10 protein-coding genes are annotated in these 12,563 nt (G+C 63.1%); 4 read left to right on the forward strand and 6 right to left on the reverse strand.

Annotation, left to right across the window (positions count from 1 at the left end; translation table 11 throughout):
- Window positions 1–50 precede the first annotated feature (50 nt).
- From DMY87_RS23200 to DMY87_RS23210, 3 genes are all read left to right on the forward strand, one after another.
- Window positions 51–1,604, forward strand: coding sequence for an AMP-binding protein (locus DMY87_RS23200; RefSeq protein WP_110794014.1), 1,554 nt, complete (start codon window positions 51–53; stop codon window positions 1,602–1,604).
- A gap of 51 nt (window positions 1,605–1,655) precedes the next feature.
- Entirely contained in the window at window positions 1,656–2,486 is an 831-nt protein-coding gene (locus DMY87_RS23205; protein WP_110794015.1) for a p-hydroxycinnamoyl CoA hydratase/lyase, read from the forward strand.
- Between the two features lie 200 nt (window positions 2,487–2,686).
- On the forward strand, window positions 2,687–2,878 hold the full coding sequence (locus DMY87_RS23210) for a CsbD family protein (protein ID WP_110794016.1): 192 nt from the start codon (window positions 2,687–2,689) through the stop codon (window positions 2,876–2,878).
- 153 nt (window positions 2,879–3,031) lie between these two features.
- Here DMY87_RS23210 and DMY87_RS23215 read toward each other — a convergent pair whose 3' ends face one another.
- Window positions 3,032–3,799: a coniferyl-alcohol dehydrogenase gene (locus DMY87_RS23215; protein ID WP_110794017.1), complete on the reverse strand. Its 768-nt coding sequence runs from the start codon at window positions 3,797–3,799 to the stop codon at window positions 3,032–3,034.
- Between the two features lie 85 nt (window positions 3,800–3,884).
- On the reverse strand, window positions 3,885–5,357 hold the full coding sequence (locus DMY87_RS23220; RefSeq protein WP_110794018.1) for a benzaldehyde dehydrogenase: 1,473 nt from the start codon (window positions 5,355–5,357) through the stop codon (window positions 3,885–3,887).
- Window positions 5,358–5,684: 327 nt separating this feature from the next.
- Here DMY87_RS23220 and DMY87_RS23225 point away from each other — a divergent pair, with 327 nt between their 5' ends.
- Complete coding sequence (locus tag DMY87_RS23225; protein WP_110794019.1) at window positions 5,685–7,490, forward strand: sigma-54-dependent Fis family transcriptional regulator; 1,806 nt, start codon at window positions 5,685–5,687, stop codon at window positions 7,488–7,490.
- A gap of 64 nt (window positions 7,491–7,554) precedes the next feature.
- Here the strand turns inward: DMY87_RS23225 and DMY87_RS23230 are convergent, their stop codons facing one another.
- The 4 genes from DMY87_RS23230 to DMY87_RS23245 are packed head-to-tail and all read right to left on the reverse strand — an operon-like array spanning window position 7,555 to window position 12,543.
- A complete protein-coding gene (locus DMY87_RS23230) occupies window positions 7,555–9,282 on the reverse strand; it encodes an acetyl/propionyl/methylcrotonyl-CoA carboxylase subunit alpha (RefSeq protein ID WP_110794020.1) in 1,728 nt (575 codons plus the stop codon).
- A 50-nt stretch (window positions 9,283–9,332) separates the two neighbouring features.
- Complete coding sequence (locus DMY87_RS23235) at window positions 9,333–10,931, reverse strand: 5-oxoprolinase subunit B/C family protein (RefSeq protein WP_110794021.1); 1,599 nt, start codon at window positions 10,929–10,931, stop codon at window positions 9,333–9,335.
- Between the two features lie 7 nt (window positions 10,932–10,938).
- Entirely contained in the window at window positions 10,939–11,745 is an 807-nt protein-coding gene (locus tag DMY87_RS23240; protein WP_110794022.1) for a putative hydro-lyase, read from the reverse strand.
- 33 nt (window positions 11,746–11,778) lie between these two features.
- Window positions 11,779–12,543, reverse strand: coding sequence for a LamB/YcsF family protein (locus DMY87_RS23245; RefSeq protein ID WP_110794023.1), 765 nt, complete (start codon window positions 12,541–12,543; stop codon window positions 11,779–11,781).
- Window positions 12,544–12,563: the final 20 nt, after the last annotated feature.

Here is a 12,563-nt window from a genome sequence, read left to right on the forward strand (position 1 = left end):
CATACAAATGCCGAGGAGGCCTCGATGAGGCGGCATGGAGGAGAACGAGCATGCAGCATGCTTTGCTGTCGACCAGCCAGGGATCAGATGCAGTGGGTCTGGAAACGGATGATCCGCTGATCTATCGCGCGAAAACTGGCCCCAACCGGCCGGCGGTCTTTGAGGTGGCATCCGGCCGTAGCTACAGCTATGGCGAACTGAACCTTGTCGTTGGTCGCATTGCAGCGTTTCTGGCTGCTCGGGCTGAAGATACCGCGACCACCCGCATTGCATTTCTCGGCCGCAATTCGATCGCCCAGATCAGCACCTGTCTTGCATGCCAAAGGGCAGGGTTCGTCTTTGTGCCGCTGAACTGGCGGCTTGGAGCCTCCGAGCTGAAGCGGATCATCGATGACTGCCAGCCGTCGCTCATCGTGCATGATGCGGAGTTCGCAGACGCGCTCGCCGGCATGACCGATCTCAGCGTGCCGACCTTGCCTGCGGAGGGAGCTGACGGTCTGTGGGAACTGGCGGCTCAGGTCCAGCCCCTTGTGCCGCTTGCCTTCGAGGCGGATCGGCCTTGCATCATGCTCTACACATCCGGCACGACCGGTGCCCCCAAGGGCGTCGTCATCACCCGGCGTAACGCCTTTGCCTCGGCCATCAACTTTTCTATGGTCGGAGAGGTGACGGCAAACAGCGTCGCGCTTTGCGATCTGCCTTTCTTTCACACCATCGGTCTCGTTGCGATTGGCCGGACGACCCTGATGATGGGTGGGCGGCTGGTCATTTCCGACCGCTTCATGCCGGACCGGACGCTTGCCACGCTCGGCGATCCTGCGCTCAGCATTACCCATTACTTTGCCGTACCGCAGATGGCAGCGGCCTTGCGCGCGGCGCCCGGCTGGAACCCGGCCGCATTGAAAGCCTTGCAGGCCATCTTCATCGGCGGCGCACCGCTGTCACCAGTCTTGATCGAGACCTTCCTCGAAGACGGCATCCCGCTGGTCAACGGCTATGGCATGAGCGAGGCCGGAACTGCCATCCACATGCCGCTCGATCGCGAGATGGTCGCCCGTTATCCCGGCAGCGTCGGCTTCGCAGCCCCCTTGCTGGAGGTGAAGCTCGTCGACGAGAACGGCGAAGAGGTGGCCGATGGCGAAATTGGAGAGATCTGGTTGCGTGGCCCCTCGGTGACGCCAGGCTACTGGAACAAGCCGGAGGAGACGGCATCCGCCTTCACCGATGGCTGGTATCGGTCCGGCGATCTCGGCCGGCGGGCTGAGGGCGGCGTGATCCACGTGCCGGACCGCCTGAAGGATATGTATATTTCAGGCGGGGAGAACGTCTTTCCGGCCGAAGTCGAGGCCGTGATCGGTGCGCATCGCAAGGTTCGGGAGGTCGCCGTTATCGGTATTGCCGATCCGAAGTGGGGCGAATGCGGTATCGCATTCATCGTACCGCATGACGAGCATCCAAGCGCGGAAGAGATCCTCGCCCACTGCGCGGAGCGGCTCGCATCCTACAAGCGGCCCGCCCGAATCGTCTTTGTCGAAGCCATTCCCCGCACAGCCTCTGGCAAGGCGCAGAAACACATTCTGCGCCAGACCCATCTGCCGTCCTGATAACCGCAGGGCCAGCGAGGCCCGTGACATCTATTGCAAGGAGCATGATCCATGAGCGAAGTTGAACAAACCCCCGCGAGCCCTGTTGTCGTCGAATTCGACAATGGAATCGCTTTCGTTACGCTGAACCGTCCGGAAAAGCGCAATGCGATGAACCCGGCCCTGAACATCCGCATGATGGAAGTGCTGGACGAACTCGAGGCTGACGATCGCTGCGGTGTTCTGGTCCTGCGCGGTGCCGGCCAGTCCTGGTCTGCCGGCATGGATCTGAAGGAATATTTCCGTGAAAACGACGGCAAGGGCCGCGCGGCCGTCCTGAAGAGCCGCCGTCAGTCCGGCGGCTGGTGGAACCGTCTGATGTATTTCGAAAAGCCGACCATCGCCATGGTCAACGGCTGGTGCTTCGGCGGTGCATTCACGCCGCTGGTTGCCTGCGATCTGGCGATCGCGGCTGATGAAGCAACCTTCGGCCTTTCGGAAATCAACTGGGGCATTCTGCCGGGCGGTAATGTCACGCGCGCTGTCGCCGAGGTGATGAACCATCGCGATTCGCTCTACTACATCATGACGGGTGAGAATTTCGGCGGCCAGAAGGCGCGCGACATGGGTCTCGTCAACGAATCCGTGCCGCTTGCCGATCTCGAAACCCGGGTTCGCGCCATCTGCGCCAGCCTGCTCGAGAAGAACCCGGTGGTTCTGAAGGCCGCCAAGGACACCTTCAAGCGGGTGCGCAACATGCCCTGGGAGCAGGCGGACGACTATATCTACGCCAAGCTCGAACAGATGCTGTTCCTCGACAAGAGCAACGGCCGCGCCGAGGGCCTGAAGCAGTTCCTCGACGACAAGACCTACCGCCCAGGTCTCGGCGCCTACAAGCGCTGAGAGCCCGGCGACCCCTGACCATCTTGGCCAGGTCTCTTGAAGGGACCTGGCCATCTCTTTGCTTAACAACCGGAACGAAAACCGTCTGGGAGCATTGTTAAGACAAGCGGATCGTTGAGCAGCCCGAAACGGACTTCCCCGGCATTTGACCGGATAGCAACTTGAAGGCCGCGCGTAACCGCCACAGAAGGAGATTGATCATGGGTTCTACAGCCGACAAGATCGCCGGTAAGGCGAATGAGCTGACGGGTAAGGCAAAGCAGGCCGTTGGCGATGCGACCGACAACCGCAGCCTTCAGGCCAAGGGCGTAGCCCAGGAAGCCAAGGGCGATGCCCAGCAGGCCAAGGGTCATGCCAAAGATGCCGTGAAGAACGTCATCGACAAGGTCTGACACTCTTTGTGTCGCCAGACCTCTAGGCCCGCCATTGTGCGGGCCTTTCGGTTTTTGAGCGGTGCTTGGGACGACGGATCGACACATACCGTCCCTCTGATGATCTGTCTGAGACGGGAACGAAGCCGAAGCGCCTCATTCCCGTTTTTCGTTTCAGATGTAGACTGCGGCAAGACCACCATCGATCGGCAGGTTGATTCCTGCCACCCAGCGCGCGTCGTCCGAGCACAGGAACAGGACCGGGCCTGCAATCTCGTCGGCGAGTGCCGGACGCTTCATCTTGTGGGCATCGGCTTGAACACGATCCTGGCCGAGCATGGTGACGAAGTCGCCGAGGATCGGAGTGAAGACGGGACCCGGAGCGACCGAGTTCATGCGGATGTCGCGTTCCATGAACAGCGAATGGCTTCGTTTCATCGACCAGAAGATCAGCGCTTCCTTGAAATACTGGTAGCAGGTTTCCTGGGCCACCGGATTAGCGGCGAGCCAATCATGCCCCGCAGCGAAGCTGTCCGTTGCGGCAAGCTGCTTGTGAAGCTCGACACGGTGGGGCCATTCGGCCCCCAGGATCGAGGCAAAGTTGACGATCGACGACCCCTTCGGCATGCGATCGAGAAGCGCTTCGGTGAGATGGCGCAGGCCGAGATAATTGACCCTTGCGACCAGGTCCTTGTCCGCCGTGCCGGGCACGCCTGCGGCGTTGATCAAAGCGTCGATGCGGGTGGGAAACTGCGCCAGAGATGCATCGATCGCAGCCGGATCCGAGAGGTCGAGCTTGATGAAGCCGTCGAGCGTCAGCAGCGCGTCATTGCGGTCGACGCCGATGACGGTTGCACCGCGAAAGCGGGCGAGACGGGCGACTTCGCCGCCGATGCCGGAGGAGACGCCGGTGATGACAATTGTCTTTCCTGAAAGTGTCATGGTCGTGGTTCCTGGAATTGTGTGAGATCAGCACCGTTCGCCAGCCGACGAACGGTGCGCTCATGCGATGGATCTTCGTGCCGGGTCAGAAGGGGTAAGGGGTTGCCGCGTTCTTCACGGAGACCCATTGCCACTGGGTGAATTCCTCGATGTCAGCGGGGCCGCCAACCCGGGTACCGTTGCCGGACTTGCCCCGACCGCCAAAGGGAGCATAGGGGCCACCGTTTATGGTCTGGTCGTTGATATGCAACTGACCGACATTCAGCTGGTCGCCGAGTGCCATGGCACGGCCGAGATCGGCAGAGATCACCCCGGCGGCCAGGCCGTAGTCCGAACGGTTGGCAAGAGAGACTGCTTCGTCGTCGGTCTTGAAGGACGTGATGCAGGCAACAGGACCGAAGATTTCTTCCTCGAAGGCGAGCATGCCCGGCTTGACGCCGGAGAGGACGGTCGCCGTATAGAAGCGGCCATCATGCGTGCCGCCGGCGAGCAGTTTTGCCCCCTTGGCCACAGCGTCATCGACGATCTTCTGGATCATCTCGACCTGCGCATCGGAAATGATCGGGCCGAGCGCCACCTGCTGTGTGGATGGATCGCCCGCCGGCAGATGCTGCGCCTTGGCGACGAGCCGGTCCGTCAGGCCCTGCTCGATCTTCTCGTCGACCAGGATCAGGCCGGTCGCCATGCAGATCTGCCCCTGGTGCAGGAAAGCGCCCCAGGCGGCGTTGGAGGCGGCAATGTCGAGATCGGCATCGTCGAGAATGACGAGTGCATTCTTGCCGCCGAGCTCGAGCTGGACCCGTTTCAGATTGCGGCCACAGACCTCGCCAACCTTGGCGCCACCCCGGGCCGATCCGGTGAACGAAACCATGGCGATGTTGGGATCGCTGCACAAAGCCTCACCAGCTTCAGCCCCGCCGGGCACGACATGCAGCACGCCCTTCGGCAGGCCAGCCTCTTCGAAGATGCGGGCGATGATGATGCCGCCGGAGATCGGTGTGCGCGGATCGGGCTTGTGAACCACCGTATTGCCAAGCGCGATGGCCGCCGCGATGGAGCGGACCGAGAGGACCAGCGGGAAGTTGAACGGCGAGATCACGCCGACCACGCCATGCGGCACGCGACGGGCGTAATTGGTGCGGTCATCCATGCCGGGCAGGAACATCCCGCTCGGCTGCATCGCAAGAGACGCGGCATGGCGGATAAACAGTGCGCCGTGCTCGATCTCGATCATCGCCTTCGCATGGATCGAGCCTGATTCCTGCATGACCCAGCTGGCGAGTTCCGCGCCATTCTGCTCCAGCAGGTCTGCGGCCCGGTTGAGGATAGCGGCCCGCGTCGATGGCTGCGTCTTGGCCCAGGCTGATTGGGCAGCGCGCGCTTGGGCCGCGGCGCGCTGAACATCGGCCACGCCGCAAAAGCCGACGGCGGCGAGCACGTTACCATTGGCCGGATCGGTGACGTTGATCGTACCGCCCAGTGCCTCCTGCCATTCGGAAATATAGGCCATCCCGCCCCAGCGACCGGTGTCGAGAAATTTAGGTGCATGCATGTTCATCGGCTCGGGCCTCCAATCCCGTCTGGTCTGGGAGGTCGCAGTCACAGCTTCGCCGTTGCGAGGCAGGCTGCTGCCAGCCGCTCACCCGATCAGTCCGTGATGCGTCATCCTCCTTGCCGCCTCCTCAAGCGGCTCGAAGATTGGGATCGCAAGGCGCGTGCCAAGTCGGGGTGTGAGATGACGCTGACGTGGGAAATCCGGCTTTCCCTTTGTACCGACTATCGTTTTTGCGCATCGTCAAGCATTGAGGCCTTCAGCAGCATCTGTTGCGATTTTCATCAAAAAATGAAACTCTGCTGAAGTTTGCGGAATTGATGAAAGTCTTCCATGCCGAAAGATCGCGCTCCAACTCTCGTGTCATTGGCTGATGTGTCGAAGTCGACCGGCAAGATGCTCTCCAAGGGGGCCTTCAGCGAACTGGACACCGGTGCCTCGCCGACGCTTTCGGAGCTGACCGAGGCGCTGCATTTTTCATTGGGAGACGGCCGGATCTGGCTCAACGACCAGCGTATGGTCCTGATGCAGAGCAAGGTCCTCGGTCGGTTGAGGCAGGAGATCATCGAAGCCTTCGGCATGGAGGTGGCCAAGGGCATTTTCATGCGGGTCGGCTACATGCAGGGGGTGCGCGACGCGGAACTGATCCAGAAGCGGTTTCCGAACCAGGACCTGACCCACGCGCTTGCTGCCGGCCCGCGTGTCCATATGCTCGAAGGGTTTGTGAAGGTCGTCACCAAGCAGTTCGAATTCGACAGCGACAAGGGCACCTATTTCGGCGAATTTTACTGGCATGACTCCTCAGAGGCGGGCGAGCATGTCGCCCATCATGGATTGGCGCAGGAGCCGGTCTGCTGGATGCAGACAGGCTATCCAAGCGGCTATACCAGCACGCTGTTCGGCCGGCCGGTGATCTTCCGCGAGATCGAATGCAGCGCAATGGGCGCGCCGCGCTGTTATGTCGTCGGTCAGAACGCTGAGGAATGGGGTGAGGACGCGCCGGAGCGCGCCTATTTGGGGCTCGAATGGCCAAGATCGAGCACCATCCGCAGGCCTTCGGCCGGAAAGGCGCGCGTGGCAACACCCGAGCCAGTCGCGGACGACAGCAACACGCCGCGCGATCCGGTGGTTGGCGTATCCGCAAGCTTTCTGCGCGCAAGGCTGATGGTCGAGAAGGTCGCCGATACCGAGGCGACGGTCCTTCTTGTCGGCGAATCGGGTGTCGGTAAGGAGCTCTTTTCGCAGCAGTTGCATCGCTTGAGTTCGCGCGCCGGCGGCCCCTTTGTGGCCCTCAACTGTGCGGCGATCCCCGATACCCTCGTCGAATCGGAACTCTTCGGGGTCGAAAAAGGGGCTTATACCGGAGCCGTCGCCTCGCGACCGGGCTATTTCGAACGCGCGGCCGGCGGGACGCTATTCCTCGACGAGATCGCTTCGCTGGCCTATGCAGCCCAAGGCAAGCTTCTGCGCGCCATTCAGGAGCGGGTCATCGAACGGGTCGGTGGCTCAAAGAGCGTGCCCGCCGATGTCAGGGTCATTGCCGCGTCGAATGTCGATCTCGCCGACGAGGTGCGGGCGGGGCGCTTCCGCCAGGACCTGTATTTCCGCCTCTGCGTCTTTCCGATTTCCATTCCATCGCTTCGGGAACGGCGAGACGACATTCCGCTTCTTGTCGACCATTTCCTGCGGCTGTTTCGCGAGCGCCATCGCCGAGAGGTGGTTGGCCTCACGCGGCGGGCGATGGATGCGCTGCTGGCTTATGATTTTCCGGGCAATATCCGCGAATTGCAGAACCTGATCGAACGCGGGGTGATCTTCGCCGATGCCGGCGGCTGGATCGATGTTCATCACCTCTTCACGGCCGGAGAGGTCACGTCGCCCTTTTCTCCGTCGCTGACCGCTGAAGGGCGGTTGTCGGTTCCGACAAGTGTCTCAGCCGCAATTCGGGCCTCTGCCGGAACAAGCGCGCTGCGGTCTGCGCAGGAACTCGCAGCAGCAGAGGTGGATCTCTATCGAAGCGCCCTGGACCAGGTGGGCGGCAATGTCTCGGCCGCCGCAAGAGCGCTGGGACTTTCGCGCGCCAAGCTTGAATATCGTCTGCGCAAGTTCGGGCTGCTTGAGGAGAACAGCCGCGAATGAGTGAGGGCACTGACGACGTCAGAGCCCGCGCTCACCTGCATAGAGGCCGACGGCATCGCATCCCCTATGCTTCATAGCGGGCAATCTCCGTTCCAGCTGATACATAGGCGCCAGCCGCAGCCGTGAAGCGCACATGCCCCGCCCTGGTCGCGGTGACCTGGGTTTCCATCTTCATCGCTTCCATGACGGCGATCAGATCACCGACCTCGACCATCGCTCCGTCTTCCACCTTGAAGGCCTGCAGGGTGCCGGCAATCGGGGCCGTGATGCTGTCCTTGTCCTCTGCCTTCACAGGGGCGGTTGCCGCATTCCCGGCCCCCAGTCCGCCAAGGCCGGCGAGAAGTGCTGCAGGTATGCCAAGTGCATGGCGCTTGCCGTCGATCTCGACATGGGTGCGGATCAGGCCATCCTCCGCCGTCGGCTCGGGCCGTGCCAGCGCGTCCAGAGCGCCGGCAAAATCGGTCTCGATCCAGCGGGTATGCACCTTGAACCCGTCTTCACCGGTAAAGTCGGTGTGCTCCAGAACGGCGCGATCGAACGGCAGAACCGTGGCCACACCCTCGATCCGGAATTCCTTCAACGCCCGGCGGGCGCGCGCAATTGCCTGTTCACGGGTCGCACCTGTGACAATCAGCTTGGCCATCAGAGAATCGAAGGTGCCGGGCACGGTCGAGCCCGAAACGACGCCGGTGTCGAGCCGGATGCCGGGGCCGGAAGGCGCATCGAACAGGGTGATCTCACCCGGCGTCGGCAGGAAGCCGCGACCGGGATCCTCGGCATTGATGCGAAATTCGATCGAATGGCCGCGTGGGGCTGGCGTCTCCGTCAACTCCAGCGCCTTGCCTTCGGCAATGCGGAACTGCTCGATTACGAGATCGATGCCTGCAGTCTCTTCGGTCACGGGATGCTCGACCTGCAGGCGGGTATTGACTTCGAGGAAGGAAATCGTGCCGTCGACGCCGAGCAGGAATTCGACGGTGCCGGCACCCGAATAGCCGGCCGCCGCACAGATCCGCTTGGCGGCATCATGGATCTGATGGCGCTGGGTTTCGGTCAGGAAAGGGGCCGGTGCCTCCTCGACGAGTTTCTGGTTGCGCCGCTGCAGCGAGCAGTCGCGGGTGCCGAGCACCAGCACATTGCCGTGTTTGTCGGCCAACACCTGTGCCTCGATATGGCGCGGGCGGTCGAGGAAACGTTCGAGGAAACATTCGCCACGGCCGAACGCGACTTTCGCCTCGCGCACGGCGGATTCGTAAAGCTCGGCGATCTCTTCCATCTTCCAGGCAACCTTCAGGCCCCGTCCGCCGCCGCCATGGGCGGCCTTGATGGCAACCGGGAGACCATGGGCCTCAGCAAAGGCAATGACTTCGGCTGCCGTCTCGACCGGCCCGTCGCTGCCGGCCACGAGCGGCGCGCCGACGCTGGTTGCAATCCGTCGCGCTTCCACCTTGTCGCCCAGCGCTTCGATTACATGCGGGTCCGGGCCGATCCAGATGAGCCCGGCCTCCTGGACGGCGCGGGCGAATTCTGCGCGCTCGGAGAGAAAGCCGTAGCCGGGGTGGACGGCATCCGCCCCGGATCGCTTCGCGATCGCGATCAGTTTGTCGATGTCAAGATAGGTCTCGGCCGGGCGGCTACCATCCAGCCCATAGGCTTCGTCGGCAAGCTGGACGAAGAGCGCATCCATGTCCGGATCGGCATAGACGGCGACCGATTTGAGGCAGTAGTCGCGGCAGGCGCGAATGATGCGCACGGCGATTTCGCCGCGGTTGGCGATCAGCACTTTCTTCATCGGGGTCTCCTCACTGTCATTGGGCGGATCTTCGTGGCGGGCGTCGCGGATCAGCCCCTGGCGGGCTTGATCTCGGCGAAGACAGTCACGGGCCGGAACTGGATTTTGGCATTGACCGGGATCTGCCCGGCGAGATCGAGATGGTATTCGGCGACCGTGCCGATGACCGGGTAACCGCCGGTCAAAGGATGGTCGGCGAGAAAGAGCACGGGCTGGCCGCTATGGGGCACCTGGATCGCGCCGGTCGCCGTGCCCTCGCTCGGCAGCTCCGCTTTGTCCTTGCGCTCCAGCGCCTCCGGCCCTTCGATGCGAATGCCGACGCGGTTGGACTGGGGGGTCACGGTGTAGAGCTGCGCACTCAGCGTCGCGATGCCATGTTCCGCGAACCAGTCGCTGCGCGGCCCCATGATCACGTCGAGCGTGACGGTCTCACCTGCTGCGGGAGAGTCGAAGGCGGGGGCCTCATCGAGCGACACTGGGGCCAGACCCTGGCCCTCTCCGATGCGCAGCTCCGTGCCCGCAACGACCGGGTCAGGTCCGACGACGGCCAGCGTGTCTGTGGAGGCGCTGCCGAGAACCGGCGTGACCTTGACCCCACCTCGGAAGGCGAGATAGCTGCGGGCACCCTTCGCCGCAAAGCCGAGGGTCACCACATCGCCCGCTTCAAGCGAGATCGGGCGATAGGTTTCGGCTTTGATCTCGCGGCCTTTGGCGTCGCGGATGGTGATCGGGCAGGGGGCACCGGTCAGCGCCATGACGGCCCGGCCAGACACCTCGAAAGAGAAGCCGCCCAGCGTGATTTCGAGAGCCGGGGTGCCGATCGGATTGCCCACGGCGCGGTTCGCCGCCTTGAAGGCGCCCTGGTCGAGCGCGCCGGATGCCGATACGCCCTGGCCGGTCTGGCCGAAGCGCCCAAGATCCTGGAAGAGAGCAGGCATCGGGGCAGCCAGTACGGTGACCGAGACGGCGCCGGAGGCCGCATCACCGGCGAGAACCGTCTCCGGCGCTGACGTCTCCGGGGTCGCGACCACGGCGCGACGCGCCAGATCAACGAAGCGAACGCGGTAGCCGGGCTGGAACAATGCCGGCGGATCACGGGTCAGGTCCCACATCTTAAGCGGCGTCGTTCCGATGATCTGCCAGCCACCGGGGCTGTTCTGCGGATAGACGCCGGAAAATGCGCCAGCCAGCGCCACAGAGCCTGCCGGGATTTTCGTGCGCGGGCTTTGCCGGCGCGGAACCTGGAGGAGAGGATCACCGCCGACGAGATAGCCGAAGCCGGGGGCAAAGCCGCAAAATGCAACGGTGAAGGTGCTTTCGGTGTGACGGCGGATGACCTCCTCGACCGAAAGACCCGTCAGTTCGGCGACGTCGACGAGATCTTCTCCGTCGTACTGCACCGGTATCTCGACCAACATGTCGGAGGGTGCAATGCGGGCTGAAAGATCGCGCTCGGCGATGTTCGCGGCGAGACGCTCGGCCGACAGCCGGTCCGGCCGGAACCGGATCATCAACGTTCTTGCCGCCGGCACCATGTCCTCGATGCCATCGACAGGATCGGCCTCCAGCGAGGCAAACAGCGCCAGCGTCTCGTCGAGATCGGTGAGTTCGACAAGCAGGACGGTCAGGCTGACGGGCAGGAAACGCATGGGCACCTCAGGCGTGATAGGCGGAATCGGGAATATCCGTGATGAACATATGGCCAGGTGCATGGGTGATGGCAAAGGGCACGCCCGATGCCATGACGGCAGCCTGGGGTGTCACGCCGCATGCCCAGAAGACCGGGACTTCGCCGGGCTCGATACGGACGGGATCGCCGAATTCCGGCTTCGCCAGATCGCGGATGCCGAGCTCTTGCGGTGAGCCGACATGCACGGGTGCGCCATGGACAGCCGGAAATCGGCCGGAGATGGTCGCGGCATCCGCCACGCGGGATGCCGGGATCGGCCGCATCGAGACGACCATGTTGCCGTGCAGCCGGCCCGCCGGTCGGCAGGGGCGGTTGGTCAGGTACATGGGCACATTGGACTTGTCGGTGATATGGCGGATTTCGATGCCGGCTTCCACCATCGGCGTCTCGAAGGTGAAGCTGCAACCGATCAGGAAACTGACGAGATCCGGGTGTTCGGCCCACGCTTTGGTCGCATCCGGTGTTTCCTCGGCAAGCTGGCTATCGCGCCAGATCCGGTAGAGCGGAAGATCTTTTCGCAGATCGGCGCCCGGCGCCAGAAGTGTGGCATGCGAGCCGGGATCGGAGACGTCGAGCACGGGGCAGGCCTTGGGGTTGCGCTGCGCATAAAGCAGAAAATCGAAGGCCCAGTCACGGGGAAGCACGATCATATTGGCCTGGGTGAAACCCGGCGCCACGCCCGACGTTGGGGCAACCTCGCCGGCACGATAGCTTTCGCGGGCAAGGCGGGCCGGTGTGGCGTCGACATGACGGAGGTGGTCGAGTGCGATCATGACTATGCTCCAGACGATGTTCGGGCGATGGTGTCAGGCTTTCAGGAAGGAGCGGACTGCGATTCCATCGGTCTCGAAAGCGCGGCGGATTTCGCGGGCAATCGCAACGGCGCTTGGGCTATCGCCATGCACGCAGATCGATTGCGCATCGACCTTGATCGTCGAACCGTCGATCGCCTCCAGCGTGCCCTCGCGGGCAAGCTGCAGCATGCGTCGGGCAATGAGGTCAGAATCATGCAGAACGGATCCGGCTTCGCGGCGCGACACCAGTTCGCCGCCTGGGGTATAGGCCCGGTCGGCAAAGGCTTCCGCGACGGTCTTGAGACCGGATTTTTGTGCAAGCGCGAGGATCGGGGCGCCGGCAAGGCCCATCAGCACCAGGTTTGGATCGATGGCCTTTATGCCGTCGATGACGGCCTGGCCCTGCTTCGGATCATGGGCGATGCGGTTGTAGAGCGCGCCATGCGGCTTGACATAGCCGACGGTGACGCCGGCGGCAGCCGCCACGCCCTTGATCGCGCCGATCTGGTAGATGACGTCGGCGGTGAGTTCCGCCGAGGTCACATCCATGTCGCGCCGGCCGAAGCCGACGCGATCGGGATAGGAGACATGCGCTCCAATCGAGACACCCTCTTTGGCCGCCGCTTGCACGGTCTTCAGGATGCCGAGCGGATCGCCCGCATGGAAACCGCAGGCGACATTCGCGCTGGAGACGATCGAGAGCATGGCTTCGTCGTCGCCCATGGCCCACGCGCCGTAGCTCTCGCCAAGGTCGCTGTTGAGATCGATGGCAGTCATGTCTTCCTCCCTCGTTTGGG

This window comes from Peteryoungia wuzhouensis (assembly GCF_003205195.1).
GTDB classification, from domain to species: domain Bacteria; phylum Pseudomonadota; class Alphaproteobacteria; order Rhizobiales; family Rhizobiaceae; genus Allorhizobium; species Allorhizobium wuzhouense.